The organism is Marinobacter sp. ST-43 (assembly GCF_030541085.1).
GTDB lineage: Bacteria > Pseudomonadota > Gammaproteobacteria > Pseudomonadales > Oleiphilaceae > Marinobacter > Marinobacter nauticus.
This window is the reverse complement of record NZ_JASSVO010000003.1, coordinates 265,617-292,560: the sequence shown is the minus strand read 5'-3', so window position 1 is coordinate 292,560 and position 26,944 is coordinate 265,617. Positions and strand designations below refer to the sequence as shown.

General features: G+C 58.3%; 24 protein-coding genes. 15 read left to right on the top strand and 9 right to left on the bottom strand.

The window, feature by feature from the left end; translation table 11 throughout:
* Positions 1–155: 155 nt before the first annotated feature.
* Positions 156–1,601, bottom strand: a complete 1,446-nt coding sequence (locus QPL98_RS07385; RefSeq protein ID WP_224850496.1) for a coniferyl aldehyde dehydrogenase — start codon at positions 1,599–1,601, stop codon at positions 156–158.
* Positions 1,602–1,781: 180 nt separating this feature from the next.
* On the opposite strand from QPL98_RS07385, the gene QPL98_RS07380 reads away from it, so the two are divergent.
* Positions 1,782–2,459 (top strand): TetR/AcrR family transcriptional regulator, encoded by a 678-nt coding sequence (locus QPL98_RS07380; RefSeq protein ID WP_303292995.1) that lies wholly within the window; start codon positions 1,782–1,784, stop codon positions 2,457–2,459.
* Positions 2,460–2,659: 200 nt separating this feature from the next.
* On the opposite strand, the gene yihA is transcribed toward QPL98_RS07380, so the two are convergent.
* Positions 2,660–3,304 carry a ribosome biogenesis GTP-binding protein YihA/YsxC gene (gene yihA, locus QPL98_RS07375; RefSeq protein ID WP_011786979.1) on the bottom strand — a complete coding sequence of 215 codons (645 nt, stop codon included), beginning with the start codon at positions 3,302–3,304 and terminating at the stop codon, positions 2,660–2,662.
* A gap of 182 nt (positions 3,305–3,486) precedes the next feature.
* Here yihA and QPL98_RS07370 point away from each other — a divergent pair, with 182 nt between their 5' ends.
* The 3 genes from QPL98_RS07370 (at position 3,487) to QPL98_RS07360 (ending at position 5,820) form a co-directional block, all read left to right on the top strand.
* Complete coding sequence (locus QPL98_RS07370; protein ID WP_011786978.1) at positions 3,487–4,095, top strand: cytochrome c; 609 nt, start codon at positions 3,487–3,489, stop codon at positions 4,093–4,095.
* Positions 4,096–4,266: 171 nt separating this feature from the next.
* Entirely contained in the window at positions 4,267–4,905 is a 639-nt protein-coding gene (locus QPL98_RS07365) for a thiol:disulfide interchange protein DsbA/DsbL (protein ID WP_303292994.1), read from the top strand.
* 54 nt (positions 4,906–4,959) lie between these two features.
* A complete protein-coding gene (locus QPL98_RS07360) occupies positions 4,960–5,820 on the top strand; it encodes an endonuclease/exonuclease/phosphatase family protein (protein ID WP_303292993.1) in 861 nt (286 codons plus the stop codon).
* Positions 5,821–5,889: 69 nt separating this feature from the next.
* Here QPL98_RS07360 and rpmG read toward each other — a convergent pair whose 3' ends face one another.
* The 3 genes from rpmG to radC all read right to left on the bottom strand — a co-directional run bounded on the left by rpmG (position 5,890) and on the right by radC (position 7,188).
* Positions 5,890–6,045 carry a 50S ribosomal protein L33 gene (gene rpmG / locus QPL98_RS07355; protein WP_008173465.1) on the bottom strand — a complete coding sequence of 52 codons (156 nt, stop codon included), beginning with the start codon at positions 6,043–6,045 and terminating at the stop codon, positions 5,890–5,892.
* Between the two features lie 11 nt (positions 6,046–6,056).
* Positions 6,057–6,293, bottom strand: a complete 237-nt coding sequence (gene rpmB, locus QPL98_RS07350) for a 50S ribosomal protein L28 (RefSeq protein WP_011786975.1) — start codon at positions 6,291–6,293, stop codon at positions 6,057–6,059.
* 220 nt (positions 6,294–6,513) lie between these two features.
* Positions 6,514–7,188 carry a DNA repair protein RadC gene (radC, locus tag QPL98_RS07345; protein ID WP_303292992.1) on the bottom strand — a complete coding sequence of 225 codons (675 nt, stop codon included), beginning with the start codon at positions 7,186–7,188 and terminating at the stop codon, positions 6,514–6,516.
* 172 nt (positions 7,189–7,360) lie between these two features.
* On the opposite strand from radC, the gene coaBC reads away from it, so the two are divergent.
* The 7 genes from coaBC (at position 7,361) to argA (ending at position 16,554) form a co-directional block, all read left to right on the top strand.
* Positions 7,361–8,575, top strand: a complete 1,215-nt coding sequence (gene coaBC / locus QPL98_RS07340; RefSeq protein WP_303292991.1) for a bifunctional phosphopantothenoylcysteine decarboxylase/phosphopantothenate--cysteine ligase CoaBC — start codon at positions 7,361–7,363, stop codon at positions 8,573–8,575.
* A complete protein-coding gene (dut, locus tag QPL98_RS07335) occupies positions 8,572–9,033 on the top strand; it encodes a dUTP diphosphatase (RefSeq protein WP_014422832.1) in 462 nt (153 codons plus the stop codon). Before coaBC ends, dut begins: the two co-directional genes overlap by 4 nt.
* Positions 9,034–9,129: 96 nt before the next feature.
* A complete protein-coding gene (locus tag QPL98_RS07330; RefSeq protein ID WP_303292990.1) occupies positions 9,130–11,775 on the top strand; it encodes a phosphomannomutase/phosphoglucomutase in 2,646 nt (881 codons plus the stop codon).
* A 34-nt stretch (positions 11,776–11,809) separates the two neighbouring features.
* The gene (gene argB, locus QPL98_RS07325; protein WP_014422830.1) at positions 11,810–12,706 is read left to right on the top strand and encodes an acetylglutamate kinase; all 897 of its coding nucleotides are present in this window, start codon (positions 11,810–11,812) and stop codon (positions 12,704–12,706) included.
* A 23-nt stretch (positions 12,707–12,729) separates the two neighbouring features.
* Positions 12,730–13,971: an acetylornithine deacetylase gene (locus tag QPL98_RS07320; RefSeq protein WP_303292989.1), complete on the top strand. Its 1,242-nt coding sequence runs from the start codon at positions 12,730–12,732 to the stop codon at positions 13,969–13,971.
* 21 nt (positions 13,972–13,992) lie between these two features.
* Positions 13,993–15,156, top strand: a complete 1,164-nt coding sequence (gene argE, locus QPL98_RS07315) for an acetylornithine deacetylase (protein WP_303292988.1) — start codon at positions 13,993–13,995, stop codon at positions 15,154–15,156.
* 84 nt (positions 15,157–15,240) lie between these two features.
* Entirely contained in the window at positions 15,241–16,554 is a 1,314-nt protein-coding gene (gene argA, locus QPL98_RS07310) for an amino-acid N-acetyltransferase (protein ID WP_303292987.1), read from the top strand.
* Here argA and QPL98_RS07305 read toward each other — a convergent pair.
* The gene (locus QPL98_RS07305; protein ID WP_303292986.1) at positions 16,522–17,592 is read right to left on the bottom strand and encodes an aminopeptidase; all 1,071 of its coding nucleotides are present in this window, start codon (positions 17,590–17,592) and stop codon (positions 16,522–16,524) included. The genes argA and QPL98_RS07305 overlap by 33 nt on opposite strands.
* A 186-nt stretch (positions 17,593–17,778) precedes the next feature.
* Between QPL98_RS07305 and QPL98_RS07300 the strand changes: the two genes are divergently transcribed.
* Positions 17,779–21,528, top strand: a complete 3,750-nt coding sequence (locus QPL98_RS07300; protein ID WP_303292985.1) for a DUF1631 family protein — start codon at positions 17,779–17,781, stop codon at positions 21,526–21,528.
* 26 nt (positions 21,529–21,554) lie between these two features.
* The gene (locus QPL98_RS07295; RefSeq protein WP_303292984.1) at positions 21,555–22,421 is read left to right on the top strand and encodes a phosphoribulokinase; all 867 of its coding nucleotides are present in this window, start codon (positions 21,555–21,557) and stop codon (positions 22,419–22,421) included.
* Here QPL98_RS07295 and QPL98_RS07290 read toward each other — a convergent pair whose 3' ends face one another.
* The 3 genes from QPL98_RS07290 to QPL98_RS07280 all read right to left on the bottom strand — a co-directional run bounded on the left by QPL98_RS07290 (position 22,422) and on the right by QPL98_RS07280 (position 24,873).
* Positions 22,422–23,276 carry a pirin family protein gene (locus tag QPL98_RS07290; protein ID WP_023012049.1) on the bottom strand — a complete coding sequence of 285 codons (855 nt, stop codon included), beginning with the start codon at positions 23,274–23,276 and terminating at the stop codon, positions 22,422–22,424.
* Between the two features lie 149 nt (positions 23,277–23,425).
* Positions 23,426–24,217, bottom strand: coding sequence for an adenosylmethionine decarboxylase (gene speD, locus QPL98_RS07285; RefSeq protein WP_011786962.1), 792 nt, complete (start codon positions 24,215–24,217; stop codon positions 23,426–23,428).
* 233 nt (positions 24,218–24,450) lie between these two features.
* Positions 24,451–24,873, bottom strand: a complete 423-nt coding sequence (locus QPL98_RS07280; RefSeq protein WP_011786961.1) for an OsmC family protein — start codon at positions 24,871–24,873, stop codon at positions 24,451–24,453.
* Between the two features lie 249 nt (positions 24,874–25,122).
* Between QPL98_RS07280 and crp the strand changes: the two genes are divergently transcribed.
* Together crp and QPL98_RS07270 are read left to right on the top strand one after the other, a co-directional pair.
* Positions 25,123–25,764 (top strand): cAMP-activated global transcriptional regulator CRP, encoded by a 642-nt coding sequence (gene crp / locus QPL98_RS07275; RefSeq protein WP_007153756.1) that lies wholly within the window; start codon positions 25,123–25,125, stop codon positions 25,762–25,764.
* Between the two features lie 269 nt (positions 25,765–26,033).
* Positions 26,034–26,942: a vWA domain-containing protein gene (locus QPL98_RS07270; RefSeq protein WP_199452976.1), complete on the top strand. Its 909-nt coding sequence runs from the start codon at positions 26,034–26,036 to the stop codon at positions 26,940–26,942.
* Positions 26,943–26,944 lie beyond the last annotated feature (2 nt).

Sequence of the window (26,944 nt, the reverse complement as noted above, 5' to 3'; positions counted from 1 at the left end):
CCGGTGGGAGGGAGGTCTTTCCGGGACTGTGCAAAACAGGGATGTTTTGCTCAAGCCTACAGGGAAGTATTTACGGCGTGTCCCGGAAAGACCTCCCTCCCGCCGGCCTGCACCCAGTCCGAAGGCTGGGGCTGGAGAGAAGTGGTGTTCTCTGATTAACGAATAAACAGCTTATATACCAACCGATGCGCCGCCGTACCATGGGGCGCATACACGTATTTGCCGCTGTTGAACTTCTGCTTGGTGAAAATCGCCCGGTGATGGGAGAAGGTCAGGAAGCCTTCCTTACCGTGATAGTGCCCCATACCGGAATCACCAATCCCGCCGAACGGCAGGTCGTCCTGGGCCACGTGCATCAGGGCATCATTGATGCACATGCCGCCGGAATGGGTGTTGTCCACCACATGCTGCTGGTGCGACTTGTCGTAGCCAAAGAAATACAGCGCCAGTGGCCGTGGCCGGTCATTGATGTAATGGATCGCCTCGTCCAGACTGCCGTAACTGATGATCGGCAGGATCGGGCCGAAAATCTCGTCCTGCATCACCTTCATGTCCGGCGTGGTCTTCAGCACCAGTGTCAGCGGAATCTTCCGGGTACCGTCCTTCATGTTCTCGTTGGCGGGATTGATCTCCACCAGTTCAGCCCCCTTGGCCCTGGCATCTTCCAGATAGCCCTGCAAACGATTGTACTGGCGCTCATTGATGATGGCCGTGTAGTCGTCGTTATCCCGCAGGCTCGGGTACATCTCGGCGAACCGTGCCCGGAATTCATCCACGAACGCCTGCACCCGGTCGGCGGGGCAGAGCACATAGTCCGGTGCCACACAGGTCTGGCCGGCATTGAAGGCTTTGCCGAAGGCGATACGCTGGGCCGCATCTTCCATCGGCACATCCGGCGAAACAATGGCCGGGGATTTGCCGCCGAGCTCAAGGGTTACCGGGGTCAGGTTTTCGGCTGCCGCGCGCATCACCAGCTTGCCCACCGAAGTAGAACCGGTAAACAGCAGGTGATCGAAAGGCCGTTGGGAGAAATCGGCCGCCACATCGGCCTCGCCAGTGATCACCGACACCAGATCCTCCGGGAACATCGACTCGATGATCTCCTTGAACAGGGCCGACGTGTGCGGAGTGAATTCCGACATCTTGATCATGGTGCGGTTGCCAGCCGCCAGGGAAGCGACCAGTGGACCGACCGCCAGATACAGAGGGTAATTCCAGGGCACGATGACGCCTACAACTCCTTTTGGCTGGTAGTAAACCTTGTTGCTGGCGGGCTGGAACAGAACCGAAACATGGCGTTTGGAGGGCTTCATCCAGTCGCCAAGATTCTTCAGCGTGTAATTGATGCCCTGAATAGACGGCATGACTTCGGCGATCAGGGATTCGTCTTTGGAGCGACAGCTGAAATCCCGATCGATGGCCTCGACCAGGCGATCCTGATGGGCCAGTAGCGCCCGTTTCAGACGCTTGAGGTTCTCTTTGCGCTCGGTCAGGGACGGCATCGGGTTGTTGCGGAAGGCCTTCTTCTGGTCCTCAAAGACGCGATGCGTGTGCTGGATCTGCTTCTTGCTCTCTGTGAGCTGGACGACGGTGGCACCCATGGTTTTCTCCCCCTGACTGCCTGGAGCGACAGGCGCTGGCAGTCGGTTATTGTCGTTGGCCAAAATCTGTGCGATTTGCGCTTGAGGCTATTATTAGAGTATATACTCTAGGCAGTCAAGAAAGCCGGATGGCTCTTTAGGCCATCCGTGACACTGATAACAACAAACACCGGCATGACGATGAAAACCAGAGACAAGATACTGTTATCCAGCCTGGAGCTGTTTAATGACAAGGGTGAGCGCAACATCACCACCAATCACATTGCCGCGCACCTGGCGATATCGCCGGGTAATCTGTATTACCACTTCCGCAACAAGTCCGACATCATCTACGAGATTTTCCAGGAATATGAAAAGCTGGTGGACTACTACCTGGATATTCCGGAAGACCGACCGATCACCCTGGAGGATATGACCTTCTATCTGGAGTCGGTGTTTGACGGCCTCTGGAGCTATCGCTTCTTCCACCGGGATCTGGAATACCTGCTCGACAGTGACCCGCGGCTGCGCCGGGACTACCGGGAGTTTACCAATCGCTGTCTGGCGGCCATCAACCGGATTTTCGCAAAGCTGGCGGATGCCGGCATTATCCAGCCTCAGCCGGAGGATCTGCGTTCGGCCATGTCACTGAATGTCTGGCTGGTGATTACCAACTGGATGGCGTTCCTGAAGACGGCTCATGCGGCCGAGGAGCCTGCCAGTCTGTCCCTGACCGAGTTAAAACAGGGGGTCTATCAGGTGCTGACACTGGAAGTGCCCTATCTCACGCCGGAGTATCGTGAGCGGGTGCTGGCATTGCGAGAAAAATACCGTCCTACCTTGCCTGAAGCCCAGGGTGTTTCTGGCGTTGAGGCATGAGCCTGGCTGGCCTGGTCAAAGTTTGATCTGAAATTGAACTTTTTGAATGCGGCGCAGTCACAGCTAATGACGTTGGGAACCGGACACTCCCTGCGTCTCCTGAGTGAGTTCTCAGGTTTTCGGCCTCTGTGGTTGCAGAGGCACATAGCACGTCGCAAACCCTGACGTTTTCACCGGCCTGTCTTCTTCAGGCCGGCTTTTTATGCCTCAACCGGCGCCTGTTCCGAGGCTTCCAGCCAGTGGGTCAGCGCTTCCCGGCACTCGTCGACTCCGCGCTTGGAGGTGGCGGAGAACATGATGAGGTGCTCCACACATTGATATTCCTTCAGTTTTTTCGCGATACCCAGCATGGCGGTTTTTGCCTGACCAAACTTCAGTTTGTCGGCCTTCGTGGCCAGAATCATGAGCGGAAGGTGGTTATGTTCACACCATTCGACCATCATCTGGTCGAAATCGGTGAGCGGGTGCCGGATGTCCATCACCAGAACCAGACCACGCAGGCAGCGGCGATCATTCAGGTAATGGCCGAGATGCTGTTGCCAGTCGTCTTTCATGTCCCGGGACACTTTCGCATAGCCGTAACCGGGCAGGTCGACCAGACGAGCATGTTCCCGGTTCAGGCTGAAAAAGTTGATCAGCCGGGTCCGGCCGGGGGTTTTACTGGTGCGAGCCAGTTTGCCGTTGGCGGTGATAGCGTTCAGGGCGCTGGATTTGCCCGCATTGGAGCGGCCGGCAAAGGCAACTTCAGCGCCATGGTCGGGGGGGCATTCGTCCAGTTTGGAGGCGCTGATGAGAAAACGGGCGCTGTTGAACGAGAGGCTTTTTTGAGTCAGATCAGGGTCCACGACGGTTGGTGTTCCTTTGGATTTCAGTTATCGGCGATTAATGTATAATGCTACACCAATTTCCGGCGGGACGCCTCGCGTTGCCGCTGTATGCCCCGGTTTTGCACCTGACGACCCAGTGCCTGCCGGCTGCACAACGAAGAATACTTTCAAGATGCAAAGATGAGAGAAGCGGAGCGAGCATGAAAAGACTGATCGCAGGAGTTGTTCTCGGAGTTGGCCTTACAGCGATGGCTCACGGGGCAGGAGATCCGGCAGCGGGTGAACAGAACGCAGCAGTGTGTGCGGGCTGTCATGGTCAGGGTGGAGCCAAGCCGGTAATGGCTGTGTACCCGAAACTGTCCGGTTTGGGCGAGAAATATCTGTACAACCAGCTGGTTGACATCAAATCCGGGGATCGTGCCATTCCTGAAATGACGGGCCTGCTCAACGCCATGTCTGATCAGGATTTGCAGGATCTGGCTGCCTACTTCAACAGCCAGGAAATGGTTGTTGGTCAGGCCAATCCGGATCTGGTTGAACAGGGTCAGGCACTGTACCGCGGCGGCAATATGGCCTCTGGTGTACCGGCCTGTTCCGGTTGCCATAACCCCTCCGGCATTGGCAACGAGCCGGCAGGTTACCCTGCGTTGGGCGGGCAGACTGCAGAATATGTTATCAAGCAGTTGAAGGCTTACCGGGCGGGTGAGCGTGCTGGAGGCGCGAATGCCGGCATCATGATGGATGTTGCCTCCAAGCTGACAGACGCTGAGATTGAGGCGGTCGCCAGCTACGTATCCGGCCTGAACTGATCGACAGCCGTCAGTTACGACTGAAAACCCCGCCTCGGCGGGGTTTTTGGTATCCGGTATTCATAATACCTAACCGTTCGGTAACGCATTCCTTTGGCCCTCCGGTGGAACTTTTTCGCATCCCTGGGTCATAATCCCCGTTAAAATTCATTGATGGCTCGGAGATTCCCGATGATCAGAACCCTGACGTCTTCCGCCGTTCTGGCACTTTCACTGTTGTCTGCCGCTTCCCTGGTCAATGCCCAGCCCTGGGTGGCCGGAGAGCATTACCGGGTACTGGATAATCCGGTAAGAACGGCATCGGATAACGGTGTCGAAGTGGCGGAAGTCTTCTGGTACGGCTGTCCGCACTGCTACAACTTCAAGCCGCTGGCTGAAGCCTGGGAAGCGGAGGCTCCGGACTACATCAACTATGTGAAGCTGCCAGCGGCACTGGGCCGCAGCTGGGAGCCGCATGCCTACGCATTCTATGCCCTTGAGGCGATGGGCGAGCTGGACAAGGTGCATGACGCGCTGTTTGATGCCCTGGCCGGAGAGCGCCGTCCCCTCAATACCCCGGAAGCTCTGGCTGATTTTGTTGCCGGGTATGGCGTGGACGCCGAGAAGTTTCTGGAAAACTACAACAGTTTCGGGGTGCGTGCCAGAGTGCAGCAGGCCCAGGCCAAGATTCGTGGCGCGCGCATTACCGGTACACCGACTATGCTGGTTGATGGCAAGTACGTGGTAAGTGCCTCCATGGCGGGTAGTCACGAAAACACCCTGAAGGTGGTGGAGTATCTGGCGGAAAAAGAGCGCAGCGGGTCTGAATAGGACGCCATGCGGTTCGCCGGGCGCTGGATGGGCTGACCGGAGAAGCGGCTGATAATGTACAAGCGAATCCGTAACCAGCTGAACGGTATACTCAGAAATCAGGAAAGCTCCCGGGGTGCCAGTTCCGGGAGCGAGCATGTGCCGGCGTTCGAGGCCCACCGGCATATTCGACTGCTCACATTCAATATTCAGGTTGGTATCAACACCTCGTCCTATCATCATTATCTGACCCGCAGCTGGCAGCATTTCCTGCCCAATCGCCGTCGTTATGAAAACCTGGATCGGATTGCCACCCTGCTCAGCCAGTATGACGTGGTCGCCCTGCAGGAGTGTGATGGTGGCAGTCTCCGTAGTGGTTACATCAATCAGGTGCAATACCTGGCCGAGGCGGCCGGGATTCCTTACTGGTATCAGCAGTTAAACCGTAATCTCGGCCAGATTGCCCAGCACAGTAATGGGCTGTTGAGCCGTTTTCGCCCGCTGGATGTCACCGAACACAAGTTGCCGGGATTGATTCCCGGGCGTGGCGCTATCATTGCGCGCTATGGTGATGAGGAAGACCCGCTGGTGCTGGTTCTGATGCATCTGTCCCTCAGCAAGTCGGCCCAGCAGAAGCAGCTTGGATTTATCCGCGAACAGATCGCGAACTATCGGCATGTGGTGCTGATGGGGGATATGAATGCCCATGCCGAGCAGTTGCTGACACGAACACCGCTGAAAGAAACCGATCTGATTCCGTTGCCAGATACTGCCCACAGCTTTCCGAGCTGGCGCCCGGAAAAGGCGTTGGACCACATTCTTGTCAGTCCCTCGCTGGAAATCCGGCGCTCTGAGGTGGTGAGCTACCCGGTCTCCGACCACCTTCCCATTGCCATGGATGTGGCGTTGCCCAAGGGCTATCTGGAAACGTTCTGAGCCTTGTCTGGTATGTTCAGACAATAAAAAACCCGGCAGATGCCGGGTTTTTTGTGGAGGCAGGACCAATTACTTGATCTTGGCTTCCTTGTACGCAACGTGCTTACGGACAACCGGATCGTACTTTTTGATCTCGATTTTTTCCGGGGTGTTACGCTTGTTCTTTTTGGTCGTGTAGAAGTGACCAGTGCCTGCTGAAGATACCAGCTTGATTTTCTCGCGCATGATGCGGCTCCTTAAACTTTCTCGCCGCGGGCACGAAGATCGGCCAGCACAGCGTCAATGCCTTTTTTGTCGATGATGCGCATGCCCTTGGTGGAAACGCGCAGCTTCACGAAACGCTTCTCGGACTCAACCCAGAAACGGTGGTTCTGCAGATTCGGCAGAAAACGACGACGAGTGTGGTTCATCGCGTGGGAAACGTTATTACCGGTAACCGGACGCTTACCGGTAACCTGACAAACTCTGGACATACTTGCCTCCGACCTGAGCAATGGTCTCTATCAATACGAATTCGTTTTTAATGCGTCTCTGGTTGCTCCGGAGCCATACCTGCTGCCGGTTTGCGCTTCTGAAACAGAACGCTGCTCGCCAGACGCCGCCAGAAAGGGACGCTTTTATACCAGAACTGGCTGTCCAACGCAAAAAATTGTTGGGAATTTGGCCAGTTTCGGGGCGGGATCCTTTACGGGGCTACATCAATCCACGTTCAGCGAGGGATATTACCTCACCGTGGCCGATAACCATATGGTCAAGAACCCTGATATCGACCAACCCGAGGGCTTCTTTCAGCCGGCGGGTCAGGGAAATGTCAGCCTGGCTTGGCTCGGCCACGCCGGACGGATGGTTGTGGGCAAAGATGACCGCGGCGGCATTGTCCTCCAGAGCCTGGCGTACCACCTCACGGGGATAGACGGCGGCGCCGTCGATCGTGCCCCGGAACAGTTCCCGGTACTGAATGACCCGGTGGCGATTGTCCAGGAACAGGCCAGCGAACACTTCATGAGGATAAGTGCCTAAACGGCTGGTGAGAAAGCGCCGGGTATCCTCCGGTGAACGCAGCGGGTCGCCCTGGCGCAGAGGCTCGTCCATCACTCGCCTCGCCATTTCCATGGCAGCCTGCACCTGGGCGTACTTGGCGGTGCCCAGGCCTTTGACCTCGCAGAACTGTCGGCGCGAGGCGGTCATCAGGCCGCGCAGTCCGGAAAATTCGGTGATCAGGTGTCGGGCCAGGGCCATCACCGGCATGCCGGTGGTGCCGGTGCGCAGGAAAATGGCCAGGAGTTCTGCGTCAGACAGGGAGTCAGGGCCGTGAGTGAGCAATCGCTCACGGGGCCGCTCATCGGCGGGCCAATGGCTGGAGGTCATGTTTGCTTCCTTGCTGGTTTTGGGGGATGCGTCCTGCACCGGGTTCTCGAAATTACAAAGGTTACTCCAAAAGGTAACATTTGGTAAACGAACAGGGGTGCTGGCAGGCTGCCCGTCTGCGCTTGGCATGCTATCTTATAACTCTTTCATTTTAGGGGATTACGGAGCCCGCATGACCGCCAAGCGAATATTGTTGGGAATTACCGGTGGTATTGCCGCCTATAAAAGTGCGGAGCTGGTTCGGCTGCTGAAAAAGGCGGGTCACGAAGTCCGGGTTGTCATGACTCGTGGCGCGGAGGCATTTGTTGCGCCGCTGACCTATCAGGCTCTGAGCGGCGAACCGGTGCGCTCCTCGCTGCTTGACCCGGAAGCCGAGGCTGGCATGGGGCACATCGAGCTGGCCAAGTGGGCCGATCAGGTTGTGGTAGCGCCGGCGTCTGCGGATTTTATGGCCCGTCTGGCCCATGGGCTGGCCGATGACCTGTTGACCACGGTCTGTTGCGCCACCGAAGCGCCGATAGCGTTGGCCCCCGCAATGAACCAGGCCATGTGGAAGAACTTCCGTACCCAGCGGAATCTGGCGCTGTTGACGGAAGACCCGCAGATTACCGTCTGGGGACCGGACCAGGGCGAACAGGCCTGCGGTGATACCGGTCCTGGGCGCATGCTTGAGCCGGAACGTCTGGCTCGTCTGGTAAACGGAGAGGGCGTGGTTGAAACTACCGGGCCGCTGTCAGGCAAACGGTTGGTGATCACGGCCGGGCCAACCCGGGAGCCGATCGATCCGGTGCGCTACATTACCAATCACAGCTCGGGCAAGATGGGCTATGCCCTGGCCGGTGCAGCCGTTGCCGCCGGAGCCGAGGTGGTGCTTGTCAGTGGACCTGTCAGTTTGTCGGCCCCAGCGGGGGTTGATGTCCGGCCTGTCAGCACCGCTCAGGAGATGCTGGAAGCCGCCAGCAAGGCGGTCGATGAAGGCTGCGATATCTTTATCGCCACGGCCGCGGTGGCAGATTACCGGCCCGAGGTGTTCGCCAGCGAGAAAATCAAGAAAACCAACGACAACATGAGCCTGGCGCTGGTCCGTAACCCCGATACCCTGGCGACCATCGCGGCCCGGGCCGATGCGCCGTTTACGGTTGGCTTTGCCGCTGAGACCACGGACGTGGCGCGCTATGCGACCGACAAGATGCAGCGCAAGAAACTCAATATGATTGTCGCCAACGATGTGTCCGTGCCCGGGCTCGGCTTCAGCAGCGATCGAAATGCGGTTACGGTGTTCTGGCCTGAGGGTTCGGAATCCATCGGGCCGGACAGCAAACAGGCGATCGCTGCCCGTCTGGTGGCGTTGATTGCAGACCACAGCAACAGGATTGAACAGGCATGAGTAAAAGAAAGTTTGAGGTACGGGTTCTGGATGATCGCATTGGTACCGCGATTCCGTTTCCCGAATACGCTACGGAAGGCTCTGCAGGCCTTGATCTCCGGGCGGCATTAAAGGAAGCCAAGACCGTTATGCCGGGTGAGACCCACCTGATTCCCACCGGCCTGTCTGTGCATATTGCTGACCCGGGGTTGGCTGCCATGATCCTGCCCCGGAGCGGACTCGGACACAAGCATGGGATCGTGCTCGGAAATCTGGTGGGGTTGATCGATTCTGACTACCAGGGCGAGTTGATGGTGTCCTGCTGGAACCGGGGCCAGACGCCATTCACCATCGAGGTGGGCGAACGTATTGCCCAGATGGTGCTGGTGCCTGTGGTACAGGCGGATTTCGAGATTGTGACCGAATTTGATGCCAGTGACCGGGGTGAAGGTGGCTTTGGCTCCACCGGGAGCCACTGAGTCGGGCATCTTTACCTGGCAGCGAGATAACTGGCCGGCGTCTATACTCAGCGGATACAGACCTATCCGGGAAAGAAAATAACTGCGGGATGCATTATGAAATTCGCCAAGAAAAAAACCAACGCGTCTTCCGGTGATGAGCAGCCGGACAAGAAACCCGGAAAGAAACAGAAACCGTCCAAAACGTCAAAAGAAGCCGCTGGCTCCGGTTTAAAGAAACTCGGATCGGTCGGGTTGAACCAATCGCTGGTGGTGCTGGTGGCCGGCGTGGTCGCGGTGGTGCTGGCCCACTTTCTGGTGGTGGTGCCCGCGGGGGAGGCCCGCTATGAGGCGGCCAGCGCCATGGAGGTAGACACTGCGCAACGTCGCCTGAATCAGTCACTGACGGCGCTGCAGGAACAGGTTCGGGCGGTGGCGAACCAGCGTTACGCTGCCCTTGCTCTGGCCGAGCGGTCTGATCTGGCCAATCTCGCCGGACAATTGCAAACGGCGCTGCCCGGTTCCGCTCAGGTGTTTGTCTTCCCTTACCGGGAAGTGCCCCGGACCGGTAACGGCGATACCCTGCTGGGATTTGCGGGCCTGGAACTGGCCCGGCGGGCAGAAAATGGACAGAACCTGTTGCCGGATGCCTTCCCCCGCGACAATCAGTGGTATCTGCAATTTGCCGCGGCAGTGCGTCATCCCACCAGCAATGCCGTGGTTGGTAGCGTGCTGGCGGTTTTTGAAGCCTCCCACATACGGCCAATGCTGGCCGTGAGCAACCCGCAACTCGGGGGCCAGCTGTCACTGGTCCAATCCGTGTCCGGCGCTTCACGAACGGTGGCCAGCGCCGGTAACGGCGGCGGCCCTGAGCTGTCTCGCACCCTGATCAACCCGGACTGGTCCGTCCGTTACCAACCGGCTTCGGCACCGGTGGCGCCGGTAAGCACCATTCTCCTGGCGATTCTGGTGGGGGTGCCTGCGCTGGTGGCGGCTGTTCTGGTCTGGATGCTTCTTGGCAACGCTCAGCGTGGAATACGTCAGGATGTGACAGCGCTCATTCAGTGGGCCCACAAGGTGTTCGGAGGCGAGCGGATGAAACTGCCGGCTCTGCGCTGGGATATGGTGGCGTCCACCGGAGAAGTGCTGTTCCGTCTGTCCCAGATGGTTGAGAAGCGGGTGGCCAAGGCCGCGGAGTCGGCTGCGCCCAAAGCGGCTCCTGCCCGCCGCAAGGCAGCGACGGCGGAGGATGAACCACTCTTTCAGGACAAGGACATGCCGGACATTGACATGCTCGATGGTGACGAGGATGTGCTCGGCTTTGGTGGCTCCGAGGATTCCCTGTTCGACGAGGACATTCCTGAAGTGGCTGAGGCCGAGGTGCCTGCGGTTCAGATCAACCCGGAAATCTTCCGCGCCTATGACATCCGGGGCATCGTTGGTCAGAGCCTTTCGGCAGGGGTGGTTGAAGTCATTGGTCGCGCGATCGGCTCGGAAGCGACCGAGCGTGGTGTCACAGATATCTGTATTGGCTACGATGGCCGTCATTCCAGCCCGGAACTGGCTGATGCGCTGGGGCGGGGCATCATGGCGACCGGTTGCAACATCATTCACCTGGGCGCCATCCCCACGCCGGTGCTGTACTTTGCAACCCATCACCTGCAGACCGGTTCTGGCGTTATGGTGACCGGTAGCCACAACCCGGCCAACTATAACGGCCTGAAGATCATGCTGGGGGGAGAGACTCTGTCTGGTGAAGCTATCCAGAAGCTGCACCAGCGCATCCAGACCGCCGACCTTGTCAGCGGGCAGGGGGAGCAATCCCGGGACGACGTGCGCCGCGCCTATCTGGACCGTATCGTCGGTGATATTGCTGTGGCCGCGCCGCTGAAAGTGGTGGTGGATGCCGGTAATGGCATTGCCGGAGAGCTGGGCCCCATGCTGGTTGAGGAACTGGGCTGTGAAGTCACACCACTGTATTGTGAAGTGGACGGTGATTTCCCGAATCATCACCCGGACCCCGGCAAACCCGCGAACCTGCAGGATCTGATTGCCAAGGTTAAGGAGACTGGCGCCGATATCGGGCTGGCCTTTGATGGCGACGGCGATCGCCTGGGCGTGGTCACCAATACCGGCAAGATCATCTGGCCGGATCGTCTGCTGATGCTCTTTGCCAGGGATGTAGTGTCCCGCAATCCCGGCGCGGATGTGCTCTATGACGTGAAGTGCAGCCGCCGGCTGGCCAGCGTGATCTCGGAGGCCGGAGGGCGCCCGATCATGTGGAAAACCGGCCATTCCCTGATGAAAGCGAAAATGAAGGAAACCGGAGCCCTGCTGGCCGGCGAAATGAGCGGACACATTTTCTTCGGCGAACGCTGGTACGGCTTTGACGATGGCCTTTACTCGGCTGCCCGGCTGCTGGAAATCCTGGGTATTGAGGATCGTCACTCCGATGAAGTCTTTGAAGACTTCCCCGAGGATATCAGTACCCCTGAGCTGAATGTCGAGGTGACCGAGAGCGACAAGTTCGCCATCATTGAACGGCTAGGTCAGCAGGCGGATTTTGGTGACGGCAATATCAGTACCATTGATGGCATTCGGGTAGATTATGCCGATGGCTGGGGGCTATGCCGTGCGTCCAATACCACGCCGGTTCTGGTTCTGCGCTTCGAAGCCGAAACCGAACAGGCACTGGAACGGATCAAATCCGTGTTCCGGGAGCAACTGCAGAAAGCGGCACCAGACCTCGTGGCGGAATTCTGAAACCCATTACTGTCGTAAGGATTAACACAACATCATGGCGCTGGATCGTGAAACAGCAATGCAGGTGGCCTCGGTACTGAGCCGGGGCCTGCCCTATATCCAACGGTTTACCGGCAAAACGGTCGTGATCAAATACGGCGGCAACGCCATGGAGAACGAAGACCTGAAAAGCAGTTTCGCCCGGGACGTGGTGCTGATGAAACTGGTGGGGATCAACCCCATCGTGGTTCATGGCGGCGGCCCCCAGATCGGGGAGCTGCTGGAGCGCCTGAATATCCAGTCCCGCTTCGTTAACGGCATGCGCGTTACCGATGCCGAGACCATGGATGTGGTTGAAATGGTGCTCGGCGGCCAGGTGAACAAAGAAATCGTTTCCCTGATCAATGCCCACGGCGGCACCGCGGTGGGCCTGACCGGTAAGGATGCCAATCTGATCCGGGCCCGGAAGCTGGAAGTGGTCAATCGCTCGCCGGAGCTTGAGCGACCTGAAATCATCGATATTGGCCATGTTGGCGAGGTCGCAAGCGTCAACGTGGATGTTATCGACATGCTGACCCGCAGCAACGTGATCCCGGTTATCGCGCCCATCGGTGTCGGGCCGGATGGCGCTTCCTACAACATCAATGCGGACCTGGTAGCCGGCAAGGTGGCAGAAGCCATGAAGGCGGAAAAGCTGATTCTGCTGACCAATGTCTCCGGCCTCAAGAGCAAGGAGGACAAAGTGCTGACCGGCCTGACCGCCCAGCAGGTGAACGATCTGATTGAAGACGGCACCATCCATGGCGGTATGTTGCCAAAAATCCGCTGTGCCCTGAGTGCGGTGGAAAACGGCGTGCGCACCTCCCACATCATCGACGGACGTGTGGCCCACGCCTGCCTGCTGGAAATCTTCACCGACGAGGGTGTCGGTACGCTGATTTCCCGTAACTGATACTTCTGGCCGGGAGTTACCGGATGAAACGCCTGCTGTCATTTCTCGTTATCACAGGAATAGTGGCCTTCGCCGGCTTTAAAGCTGGCGTCTGGTGGCTGACGGACCAGCGTCTGGCAGAGGCGCGCACGGCATTATCGGAATACGGTGTACTTGAGCGGGGTAGCATCAGCTCCTCCGTGGATGGTCGGGTCATACTCCGGCAGGCGCACTGGGAGGATTTCCGGCTCACACAGCCACTGCAGATGGGCCTGATGGAGCTGGAAACCGGTTCTCCGGTCACCCTGGTGACCACACTGATGAGCCCTGAGCGTTTGCCGGCCAGTTGGCGGCTGTCCGTTGAGCGCGCCAGCATCATGCTGGAACCCACCATGTTCCGGAACTGGGTGACGGCGGCACCGGATGAAACCAGTCAGGCCCCCCTCGGCAATCTGTCCTGTGCGCCGGATCCCCGGCAGCAGCTGGGCAGTGGGGATTTGATGCGTATGGGGATTCCTGATATCCGGGGCGACATGATGCTGGAGCAGAGTCCCGATGCGCTGCGTTTTGAACTGAATACCCGTGAAACCGGAAGCCTGGAGCTGGTGTGGCCAGACGCCAGACTGACCATGGGCAATCTGGCCGAACCAGCCTCGATGGGTGCCGGACCACTGCAGCTGACCGTTCGCGACGCGGGCTTGATGCGCCGGCTCTCTGCCTACTGTGCTCGCGAGACCGGGCTGGAGGTCAGCGACTGGGCAGGGCGGGGCGTTGCGGCGCTGGAGGAAGGGTTGCAGGCTCGGGGCCTGGAAGCCAGCCCGCAGTTGCTGGCACTGTATCGGCAATGGCTGACCGAAGGGGGCGAGCTGACCATGATGCTTGCACCCGGCTCTGAAACCTTTGGGCTGCCCGTACGCACTGATTCGGAAAACGGCGCCGGCCTGAGTGTATCCTATAACGGTGCCACCGTGCCGGATGTGTACCTGACCGAAATGCAACGGGTGGAACCAGCATTGCCTGCGCAGGCAATGGAGCCTGTGGTACCGCCGGAAGACCCGGATTTTGAGCAGTGGTACCCTGATAGTGTTGAGAACGCCAATACCTGGCTTGGCCGGCGCGTAAGGGTTACGCTCTCGAATGAAAACCAGGTTGAGGGGCGACTGGTCAGCGTTGGCGAGCGGGATATGGAAATCGCCCGCACAGTGGCCGGGGGCGAAGTGGCGTACCCCATTCTGATTCGTGCCATTACACAATTTGAAGTCTGGCGCCGGGGCCGCCCGGAATAGCGCCGGGACGGGAGGCAATAAGTGACTGCAAGCGCAAGCACAGGGGTGCCGGGTATCAGGGACATGCTGACCCGGCTGATTTCATTGCCATCCATCAGCAGTGCCTCGCCGGAGTGGGATCACAGTAACGAAGGTGTGGTCCGCCTGCTGGCAGAGTGGCTCGAACCCTTGGGGTTTACCGTCGAGATCATGGAAGTGCCGGGCATGCCCGGCAAGTTCAATCTGATCGCCACTCTGGGTAGCGGTCCGGGTGGACTGGTACTCTCAGGCCATACCGACACCGTACCGTTTGACGACAAACGCTGGCAAAGTGATCCGTTCAGTCTCACGGAAAAGGACAACCGCTGGTACGGTCTGGGCACCTGCGACATGAAGGGCTTTTTCCCGCTGGCCATTGAAGCCGCCAAAGCCTTTGCCGGCGAGCCCCTGCAGCAGCCGCTGATTATCCTGGCCACTGCTGACGAAGAAAGCTCGATGAATGGCGCCCGGGCACTGGCAGAAGCCGGCAAACCGAAAGCCCGTTACGCGGTGATCGGCGAGCCCACTAATCTCAAACCAGTGCGCATGCACAAGGGCATCATGATGGAAAGGTTGCGGTTTGACGGGCAATCGGGCCATTCCTCCAACCCGGCCCTGGGCCGCAACGCGCTGGAAGGCATGCACGAGGCGCTCGGCGAACTTCTGGCCCTGCGCAGCGAATGGCAGGAAAAGTACCGCAATCCCAACTTCGAGGTACAGGTGCCCACCCTGAACCTGGGCTGTATCCACGGTGGTGACAATCCCAACCGCATCTGCGCCCAATGCGAATTGCACTTCGACCTGCGCCCGCTGCCGGGCATGAACATGGACACCCTGCGCCAGGCGATTCTTGACCGGATGCAGCCTCTGGCCGAGCGGCGGGAACTCAAACTCACGTTTGCCCCCCTGTTTGACGGCGTACCGCCGTTTGAAACCCCGGCCGACGCCGCTCTGGTCAAAGCCTGTGAGAAACTCACGGGCCACACGGCACACGCCGTTGCTTTTGCCACGGAGGCACCCTGGCTGCAGCAACTGGGGCTGGAGACCCTGGTGATGGGGCCAGGTTCGATCGACCAGGCGCACCAGCCGGACGAGTTTCTTGAACTGTCCCAGTTGCAGCCGACGGTGGATATCCTCAAGGGATTGATCAAAAGGTTCTGTCTTTGAGTAGACTGACGGTAAGGCGGGCGGAAAACCGTCCCGGCATTCTCCATTCTTGGCAAGCATTATCAGGGTATAAGGAATAAAGGTTTGAAATCAAACGACTGGCTGCACGGATTCCGCCATTCCTCTCCGTACATCAACGCCCATCGCGGCCGAACCGTCGTCCTGACCATGCCCGGGGATGCCATCGAGCACCGCAATTTTATCAACATCATCCACGACATCGCTTTGCTCGGCAGCCTTGGCGTCAAGTTGGTGGTGGCGTTCGGTGGCCGCCCCCAGATTCAGTCGCGGCTGGATGACGCCGGCCTGGAATCCTCCTTCGCACGGGGCCTGCGTATTACCCCCGATAACCACCTGCCGATGGTTATGGAAGCCATTGGCGGGCTAAGGGCCTACCTGGAAAGCCAGCTCTCCATGGGGCTGGTGAACTCACCCATGCACAACGCCCGGATCCGGGTCAGCAGCGGCAATTACGTCACCGCCAAACCGGTTGGCGTGCTGGACGGCATAGATTTTGGCTACACCGGCCGTGTTCGCCGCGTTGATACCCGCGGCATAGAGCAATTGCTGGAGCTGGGGCATATTGTCCTGCTGCCGCCGATGGGCTATTCGCCCACCGGCGATGCCTTCAATCTTTCCTATGAGGATGTCGGCAGCCAGGTGGCCGCGGCGCTGCAGGCGGAGAAACTGATTGTCTTCATCGACGACGAAGGCCTGCTCGAAGAAGACGGCAGCCTGATACGCGAACTGTCCGCCCGTCAGGCGTCCGAGCGCTTGAACGACAATGCCGTGACCGGTCACGACGCGGCCTTGCTCAAGGCCGCCTGCGATGCCTGTGTCAAAGGCGTTCGGCGCGCCCACATCATCAGTTATGTAGAAGACGGCGCCCTGCTGGAGGAGCTGTTTACCCGCGATGGTTCCGGCACCCTGGTCAGTGGTGATAACTACGAACAGATCCGCCAGGCGCGGGTAGAAGATATCGGGGGTATTCTGGAGCTGATTCAGCCGCTGGAAGAGCAGGGCGTGCTGGTTCGCCGCTCCCGGGAAATGCTGGAAACCGAAATCGACCGGTTTGTGGTGGCGGAGCGGGACGGCACCATTGTCGGCTGCGCCGCGCTGTACCATTATCCGGAGGAGGGCGCCGGGGAGTTGTCCTGTTTTGCGGTCGATCCCTCCTACCGCCGTGCCGGCCGTGGTGACGAGATTCTCGCCATGGTTGAAAAGCTGGCCCGGGGCCAGGGCGTCCACAAACTGTTCGTTCTGACCACCCAAACCGAACACTGGTTCCGGGAACGCGGTTTCCTGCCTACCGCCGTGCAGGATCTGCCGGGGCCAAAGTTGGCCTCATATAACACCCAGCGTAATTCAAAGGTGTTCTACAAACCGCTCTGCCAGTAATTCCAGCTGTGCAGTGCGACTGTCCGCCGGCTGTCGGGAAAGCTCCTCGACAGCCTGGTAAAAATCGCGGAAGCGGTAGTCCAGCTCTTTCAGCATCTGCCGGAAGGCGGGAACATGCTGATTGTATTGCCGGAACAATGCCAGCTGTGCATTATTCAGCTGCACCGGCGGCGGGCCGAATGGCCCCGGCTCTTCATAATGATCGGCCAGGTTGGCGTAGTTCCGGGCCAGCTCGTCGAGCAGTTGGGCCTTGTGCGCACGCAGCATGGATTTGTCCATATGGTTCTGGCTGGCATAAAGCTGCTGCAGTTTCTCGCTGGTATCCTCGACCAGCGCCAGAGCCTGTCTTCGGTGCTGCAGTCGTGCCAGAGCACCGTCAAAACCTTCCAATGCCCCTTGCTGCTGCAGCCAGAGCCGAAGCCCCTCCAGTTCCACGGCGGTGGCAAAACTTTCGTTAAAGGCGGTATCACCGTTGATATAGAGAACTCGGTGGGCTAGCTCATGGAACATCAGGGCAACCATACGGTCATCCGTCAGAGAGGTGAACCCGGTATGCAACGGATCATCGAACCAGCCCAGGGTGGAGTAGGCGGTAACAGCGCCGATAAAGGTATCGTAATCGCGCTCCTGGAAGGCCGTCTGTTCCTGCCGGGCATCGGCCAGGCGGAAGTACCCGCGATAGGACTGGCAGCCCACAAACGGATAACACCACTGGTGGGGGGTAAGCGAAAACTCCGGCACGGCGACCAGATTCACCACCACCCATGGTCGGCCCAGTGCCACGTATTCACTGTAGGCATCGTCCACGGGTAAAGCCAGTTCCTGAGCCGCAAACGCCCGCGCCTGCGCTGCCAGCTCAAGCTGTCGACGAAGTTCCGGGTCGGTTTCCGGTGCCGTGATCACCTGGTTGAGGGGCCTGGCCTTCATCATCAGGGACACATGGCCGCCGATGGCCTGGCCATAGTAGCCAATGGTCGTACAGCCGATCAGGGGTGTTACCAGTAGCAAAAGGAGATAGATCTGACTAAGCTGTCTCATGAATCATCATATTATGATGTTGTGGGTATTAGGCTGTACAATTCCTTACTCGCCGACGGCTGTCACAGATTTTTAACCGACCGCCACAGGCCTTATCATAACAGCTGGAACCTAAACCCACTCAGGGACGTTGGCCGGATTTCTGCATCCGGCAACATGCCGGCTTTGTAACTGGTCAGGTAGTTAATGGATCCGAGAGAGCGTCGCAGCAGCCCCCGGCAGCCGATCAAACTTGCCGCTCAAATAGATGCCGGTAATGGTGAGGCGTGGCCCTGTCAGATTGCTGATTTCTGTGCCGAAGGCATGTTCATTCGTTATTCGGGTGAAACCTCAGGCAAAATCGAACGGGCCTTTGCTCGCGGCGGTGTTACCGAACTGGTGGTTCGGTTCCGGGGTCTTGAGGGCAATCGTCGATACGAACTTCATGTCAGCCCGGTTCGGCGCATTGACGGTGCTATGGGCGTGCATTTTACCCGCCCGGATTCCGATGCCTTCAATGCCATGCTCCAGTTGTGTGGCAGCTCCGGTGATCAGTCCCGGTCATCACTTCGCGCCCCCAGCGAGCGCGTTCAGTTTGTTCTTCACCAGTGTGCCAGAACGGTTACGCGGTTTATTGAACCACTGATGGATGCCTGTTTTGTGCAGACGGTGGACGCCCTGCATGTTGCTGCCCAGAAAGCCCCCAATGATCAGCTTGCCAATGAGTTGATGGATGCCTCCGGCCAGATTCAGGGGCGCCAGCGGGTGCTCTGGCATTACATGAGTCGCAGTCTGGAGTCACCGTTAAAACCGGAGCCGAAAGGTGCGCCCGGTTCAGTGTTGTCGGTGGTGGACAAAAACGAGTTTGAGGACTGGCTTGCAATTAGGGTGATGGTTACCCGTGCAGATACCCAGTACCGTGGCGACTTGATGCAGCTCAAGCTGAGGCTGGACAAGCTAGGTATCGCCAATCGCACCGGCCATCATAATCCCCTTGGCCCCGCCCTGGTGTGTGAAGCCTTCCATAACGCCCTTGCCCAGCTGAAAGTCAGCCGGGACGTTGAAAAGGTCTGCCTGAAGACGTTTGAACAGACGGTGATCAAACAGCTGGAGCCGCTGTATCGCGAGTTGAACAATATCCTGATCCGGCATGGCGTGTTGCCGGATCTGGACCTGTCCCGCTATCTGAGCGAGCAGGCGCCGGCCAGGAAGGAGCCGCCGGCCGAGGCGCTGAAGCCGGAGCCCGAAACAGCTCTGGAAAAAACGCAGCCTGAGGCGCCGGAAAGCAAGCCCGGGCAAGCGGCCCGTGGCCTGAAAAGCCGGGTAGCCGGAGAGTTCCGGGAGTACGCTCGCGCAGCCCAGACCGCCTTTGCCACGGTGAGGAACCTGCTGACAACACTGCAGGCCAGTCGTGTGGAGAATGGTGAGCCGGCGCCAGAGCCGTTTGCGGCCAATGCCCGTCCGCTGTCTCAGGGTGAACTGCACCGGGAATTGCAGGAGCTGCAGTTGCGCGCTGCGGCCCCGGAAGAGCCGGCTGTGCCTTTGCGGGACCGTGTAGTCGAAAAGATACGTCAAACTGGTGACATCCGGCTCAATGCTGAGCAGCAGGAAACGCTGGACGTTGTCGATCGGTTTTTCCGGAGCGTGGTCGAAAGCCCCAAGCTCAGTGACTACGCCCAGAGCCGCATGCGTCAGCTGGAAGTGCCGGTGCTGAAAGTGGTGATGCGTGATCCAGAATTCTTTGAGGACCAGGACAGCCCGGTTCGTGGTGTGATGAACCGCCTGGCACAACTGGGCGTAAAGGGTGGCCGGCTGAACCCGGTGGTGCAGCGCCGGGTGGATGAGCTGATTCACCGCATTGCTACCGAGTTCGAACAGGATACCGGTGTTTTCGAGCAGACCGTGGGTGAGCTGGACACCCTGATAGACCGCCAGAACCTGGTGTATCGCCGCAACGTCGAGCGGGTAACCGCTGCCGCTGAAGGTGCCCAGAAAGTGGCCGAATCCAAAACCGCCGTGGCCAGCGCGCTGGAAAGCAAACTGGCCGGCCGCAAGGTCCCCAGGGCCTTGGTCAGCCTGCTCGATGGCGGCTGGCGCGACCTGTTGTCGCTGACCTGGATTCGCCAGGGACCAGACAGTCAGCTATGGCAGGATTACCTGGCAGTGATCGATTCGTTGATGGCCTTTGCCGAGGACCCGGACAGCAGCATTAACCTGCCCGAACTGTTACGGCTGATTCAGGATGGTCTGGCGTCGATCTCCAGCAACCATATGCCGTCCTCCCAGATCCGGGATGAATTGAAACAGTTCCTGGTGCGTCGCCCTGACAAGGCGCCGGAAATGGTTGAAATGCCTGCGGTTAGTGATGCTCGCCCGGACAAACAGGTGCGCAGTGAACGGGAGCAACGGAGCCTGCAGCGCTGGATCAACCGGGCCCAGCATTTGCGCACTGGCGACTGGCTGCGGGATCAGACCAAGGCGGAAGACCCTCAGTATATACGCCTGGTATGGATTGCCCGTGGCTTCAGCCGGTTTGTCTTCGTTAACCACCAGGGTATGCGGGTGGTTGAGCTGGAGCTGGAGGCACTGGCCAGACAAATGCGCAAAGGCATCATCGTACCGGACAATCAGTATGACCGGCCGCTGGTAGACGAGAGTATCGACCGCATGGTTCGCAACGTCTATGACCAGCTGTCCTGGGCATCCACCCATGATGAACTGACCCGGCTTTTGAACCGCCGGGAATTCGAGCGCATGCTGGAGCAGCAACTGGCCCGCCGGGAAGACAGTCGTGCATTGCTGCAACTGGACCTGCGCGGGTTCCGATTGCTGAATGACACAGCGGGCTACCAGGCCGGGGATGAAACCCTGAAACGGGTGGCGGAGCTCATCTGTCGGCATGTGGGCGACGGCATGCCGGTGGCTCGTCCCGGGGGCAATGAATTTGCCATGCTGGTGCCTGAAGAACAGGGGCCGGAAATTGCCAAGGCACTGCTGGAAGCCATTGCAGCGGAACCCTTTGAGTACGGTGGTCGGCGTTACACATTAAATGCCAATGTTGGCCTGGCGCCGGAACTGCCCGCGCTGATCAGCGCCGAAAAATGGCTGAAAGCCGCCGAGCAGGCGCTCAATTCCGCTCGCGACAAGGGCCCGGGACGTTTCTCGATCTACACGCTCGACGCAGACGACCAGGCCCGGCAGGAACAGATTGCGGCCCGTGTGGCCGGCCTGAGTAACCCGGACGAAGAGCGCATGCTGCTGCGTTGCCAGAAAATCATTCCTCTGCATGCCAACACCCGAATGGCGGCCCAGTATGAAATTCTGATCAGCATGTACGACGACAGCGGGCAGCTGATTACCGGCCAGGATTTTGTCCGCATGGCCGAGCGCTATGACCGCATGCAGGCAGTGGATCGCTGGGTGGTGGGGCACATGCTGGACTGGCTGCGGGACCAGTCTCCGGATCCGCGCCATGTGGGTGGTGTCTGCATCAACCTGTCCGGCTATTCGTTGAACGACCAGTCACTGCTGGAATTCATTTACGAAAAGCTCAGTGAGAAGGATGCACCGATTGAGCGTCTCTGGTTCGAGCTGACGGAAGCCTCTGCCATTCATGATCTGCAATCGGTGGCGGATTTCATGCTGGAAATGAAAGAGCTTGGCTGCCGGTTCTGCCTGGGTAACTTTGGCAGCGGGCCCAGCTCCTTCCAGTTCATGCGATCGTTGCCGGTAGATCTGATCAAGATCGACAGTGCCTTTACCGGCCAGCTGGCAGCCAACCAGACGGATCAGGCCATGGTCAGATCCATGGTGGATATGGCGCATTATATGGAACGGGAAGTGATTGCCTCTCAGGTTGAATCCCGTGAGGTTCTGGATATGCTGAGGCAACTGGGCGTGGATTACGCTCAGGGTTTTGTGGTTGAGAAGCCCCGACTGCTGACCAGTCTTGTCTGACGCACATCCGGGAACCTGAGCTTTTTATGTCCAGACGCCATCCGATTATTGCCGTTACCGGATCTTCCGGGGCAGGTACTACCACAACCGGGCAGATCTTCAGCCGCATGTTTGCCAGTGAGGGCATCGATGCCGCCATGGTCAGTGGCGACAGCTTTCATCGGTATACCCGGGAACAAATGGCCCGACTTGCCGCCAAGGGGCAGTTTGGTGAACGCAACCACTTTGCCCTGGCAGCGAATCATATCGATAGGCTGGAGGCTCTGTTCTATGACTACAGCCATACCGGCAATGGCCGATACCGGCAGTACGTTCATGACGAAGACCGTGACCTGATCGCCGCTGGCTACAAACCCGGAACCTTCACCCCCTGGGGCCCGTTACCTGCGGATACCGATGCCCTGTTCTACGAGGGGCTTCACGGCGGGGTGGTGAGCGACAACTACAATATTGCCCAGTACGTTGACTTGTTGATTGGTGTGGTACCCATTGTCAATCTGGAGTGGATCCAGAAAATCCATCGGGACACCCATCAGCGGGGCTACAGCCAGGATGCCGTGGTTCAGACCATCATCAATCGGATGGACGATTACGTGCACGACATCGTGCCGCAGTTCTCTCACACCCACATCAACTTCCAGCGAATTCCGCTGGTGGACACCTCCAACCCCTTCGTTGCCCGGGATGTGCCCAGTGAAGACGAGAGCATGGTGGTGATTCACTTTCGGGAAACGACGGATGTGGATTTCCCGTGGTTACTGCAGGCCATTCCCCAGAGCAGCCTTTCCCGTCACGATACCCTGGTGATTCCGGGGCCGAAAATGGCCCTGGCCATGGACCTGATTATCCGGCCCATGGTCCAGAGCCTGATGGCCGGCAAAACCTTTGCCTGATCAGACCGTCAGGGTGCCATCGCGGTAGTCGGCCAGCGCCTGCTCAATCTCAGCAGGTGTGTTCATCACAAACGGACCATACTGGACAACTGGCTCGCCGATGGGCCGGCCTGCAATCAGTAGCAGCTGTGCCCCGGCCTCTCCGGCCTCAATCAGAACTTCGTCCCCCTGCTCCAGAATGTTTGCCGAGGACAGTGCCAGAGCCTGGTTCCGGTCTTCGCTTACCAGGCTTGCGCCACCTTCATACAGGTAAACCAGGGCATTGAGCGCCTGGGGGACGGGCAGCGATACCCTCGCTCCGGATTCCAGGTGGACATCGGCATACAGAGGCTCCGTGCTGCCGCCGGTGACTGCACCGGTGACGGAACCGCCGCCGATCTCCAGTTCACCGGCAATGACCCGGACGGATACGCCCTGCTGGCGCGCCACCGGAATCTCCTCTGGCTGAATGTCCCGGTAACCGGCGGCCTTCATTTTTTCGGCGGCAGGCAGGTTGAGCCAGAGCTGGAAGCCCCGCATGACCCCGGATTCCTGCTGTGGCATTTCCGAATGCACGATGCCCCGGCCCGCGGTCATCCATTGCACCCCGCCGTTGCGAAGGTTGCCTCGATTCCCCAGGTGATCCTCATGCAGCATGTGCCCTTCAATCATATAGGTGACGGTTTCAAAGCCCCGATGCGGGTGGGCCGGAAAGCCGGCAATGTAATCCTGTGGCTGGTCAGAGCCGAACTCATCCAGCATCAGAAATGGGTCCATTCGCACGGATTGGCGCTGGCCCAGTGAGCGTTTGATGCGAACTCCGGCGCCATCGGATGTGGCCAGTGCGGGAATGGTCTGTTTCAGGGAGCGAAGCATGATCCCGTCCTCCTCTCGGTTATTGATGGGTCTATTTAACCGGGGTAGCAGAAGGGATGAAAACGCAGAATTCTGGCAGGGGAGGTCAAAAAAACTGACGAAGGCACCAGAAGGTGACGACGGTAGCCCCGTCGTCACCCCCGGAGCGATTATTCCACGTTGCGGGAGTAGAAGATTTCCAGCATTTCCCGGCGCAGGCGATCCTCGATGGACTGGGCTTCTGCCGGGTCCAGATCGCCGGCGTTCACTCCGAACACATAGTTGTCCAGATTGAACTCCTTGAGCATCATCTTGGTGTGGAACAGGTTTTCCTGATACACGTTGACGTCGATCATCTGATACGCGTTCTGGGTATCCTCGGTCAGGTAGTTCTGGATCGAGTTGATGTCGTGATCGATGTAATGCTTGGTACCGTCCACGTCACGGGTGAAACCGCGTACGCGGTAGTCAACGGTAACCACATCCGAGTCGAAGCTGTGAATCAGGTAGTTCAGTACCTTTAGCGGTGAAATCAGACCGCAGGTGGACACGTCGATATCGGCCCGGAAGGTGCTCACGCCATCATGGGGATGGCTTTCCGGATAGGTGTGCACCGTCACGTGGCTCTTGTCCAGATGCGCCACAATGGTATCCGGCAGCGGACCAGGGGACTCTTCGTTATTGGCTTCGCTGTCGGACAGTTCGTGCTCGGCGATCAGCATGGTGACGGACGCACCATGAGGCTCGTAATCCTGGCGGGCAATGTTGAGAACATTGGCACCGATGATCTTGACCACGTCGGTCAGAATCTGGGTCAGACGCTCGGCGTTGTACATCTCGTCGATGTAATCAATATAGGCTTCGCGTTGTTCTTCGGTCTGCGCGTAACAGATGTCGTAGATGTTGAAGCTCAGGGATTTGGTCAGGTTGTTGAAACCGTGCAGCTGGAGTTTGGTTTCCATGCTCAGCCCCTCCGGGAAATGGAGATGAATGATCACAGGGAGAGGAACTCTCCCTGCCGAGGCCGCCACCGACTACTGACCGGGTGAATGGAGCTGTTCACCTTTTGCGCAGACCGGCGGAGAAAGTTGCGTATTATGCATACCGCAGGTGTCATTGAATAGTATTTGCAATGACATTTTTTATAACGGAAAGCCGCGGTTGCAGGGCGCTGGCCGGAATCTGCCCTGCCGTTCTAGCTGGCGGCCTGAATCTCGAAGCTGTGCGTGATCTCGACACCGGCTTTGCCCAGCATGATCGAGGCTGAACAGTACTTGTCGGCAGACAGGCTGACTGCGCGCTCCACCTGCTTTTCCTTCAGGTTGTTTCCGCTAACCACAAAATGAAGATGAATGCGGGTGAACACAGCCGGCACCTCATCAGCGCGTTCGGCATCCAGCTCGCAGTGGCAGGCGGTCACGTCCTGGCGGCTTTTCTTCAGGATGCTCATCACATCGAAGGAGGAGCAGCCGCCCACGCCCATCAGCAGCAACTCCATCGGGCGCGGACCCAGATTCTCGCCACCGTGATCCGGGGGGCCGTCCAGTTGAACGCTGTGGCCACTGCCACTGGTTGCTTTGAAGCTGGCATTGCCTGTCCAGTCGACGGTTGCTTTCATCGGAGTTACCCCTGGTGCCTGAATGAATGGGCAGGATGCTAGCACAGTTAACTCCCTGCGGCATGATGTGGTTGGGACCAAAGCGGTATTGCCTTCAGATACATCCTGTATCCGCTTTTGAGTTGCCCAGAAGTTACCTTCTTGTTATAAGTTGCGTGGCATATCAGTAAAACCCCTAACCCGCACGGACAGGCGGGGATATAAAAACGATCAGGAATCGCCAGACTCTGAGGAGGCATGTCTCGCATTATGGCTACCATTGTCAAGCCGGTTGAGCAGAAGACCAAACACCTGGATTACTTCCTTTCCCAATGCCATCGCCGGCGTTACCCAGCCAAAAGCACCATCATCTATGCGGGTGATAAAAGCGATTCCCTGTTCTACATCGTCAAGGGCTCGGTCACTGTCATTATTGAAGACGACGATGGTCGTGAAATGATCATGGCGTACCTTAATGCCGGTGATTTCTTCGGCGAGATGGGGCTGTTCGACAACATGGATTCCCGGAGTGCCTGGGTCAAGGCCAAGACTGAGTGCGAAGTGGCAGAAATCAGCTACACCAAGTTCCGGGAAATCGCTCAGCAGGATCCGCGGGTGTTGTACTTTATTGGTGAACAGATGGCCTCGCGCCTGCGCCAGACTACCCGTAAGGTAGGGGACCTGGCGTTCCTTGATGTCACTGGCCGGGTTGCCAGAACACTGCTGGATCTGTGCAAAGAGCCGGATGCCATGACTCACCCGGACGGCATGCAGATCAAGATTACCCGTCAGGAAATTGGACGCATTGTTGGTTGCTCCCGGGAGATGGTCGGTCGGGTTCTGAAAACTCTTGAAGATCAAGGTCTGGTGCGGGTCAAGGGTAAAACCATGGTGGTTTACGGTACCCGCTGATTGCTCTCTCCCTCCCTGTAATCTCTGCATAAAACGGTGCTCCGCTGTTGACGGGCACCGCTTTTTCCCAGCATCTCCGTCGGTATATTTGCCGTTTTCTGCTCCGTTACCTTCTCAGCTTTGATGGTGTCGAAGCACTTTACAGTTGTGCGCAGACACATTAAGTGTGTGGTTTCTAACTAACTGAAATATAATCATCTTTTGAATTCTGGCAGGAATCGCGCAGGGACGGTTGAGTCACACATTGACTCACAAAAAGGAGTTTAACCATGAAAAGAAAATGGATTGCCGGCACTGCTGGCCTGGCCGCAGCCGCCCTGATGAGTTCCGCTTCTGTTGCCGCGCCGATTACGGCAGATGTTGTGTTTCTGGTCGATGAATCCGGCTCCATGGGTGGAGAGCACGCCTGGCTCAGCAATATGATTGCAAGCCTTGAGAGTGGTCTGGTCGGTGAGGGCGTTGGCTCTTCGGTGAGCAACCGGTACTCGCTGGTTGGTTTCGGGGGCAGGTCATCCAGCAACCATCTGGATCCCCATGCCCATGATATGGATTCAGTAACGGCGGGCACTCAGGAGTGGGGCAGTTCCACCGATTTTGCTGCTGCAACGTCGACGCTGGTTACCAACGGTGGCACGGAAGACGGCTGGAGCGCGCTGGACTGGGCACTGAATAAACTGAGCTATCGCGCGGATGCCGCAGTTAACTTCGTGCTGGTTACCGACGAGGATCGTGACAACACCAATGGTAACCTTACTAAAGAGGGTTTGCTGGCGGGTCTGGGCAGCAAGAACGCCCTGCTCAACGTGGTAGTAAACAACCGCTTTGGTTGTGGTGGGTCCTCTACCAATGCCATTGGTATCGACAGCGATGATAACGGTTTTCTGACCGATGGTTTGGGTGGTTTCACCAAGTGTGAAGGCGCTGGCAACATCGGTAGTGGTAACGGAACCACTGGCAGCGACTACGTCGATCTGGCCCTGAATTCCGGCGGTGCCGCCTGGAACCTGAACATTCTCCGTTCCGGTGGTACTAACGCAGATTCGTTCACCGCATCGTTTGTTGACACCAAGGTACAGGAAATTACCGAGCAGCCTCCGGTTTCTGTGCCGGAGCCCGGTACCCTGGCCCTGCTGGGTCTGGGTCTGACTGGCCTGGCATTCCGCCGCAAGAAAGCCTGATC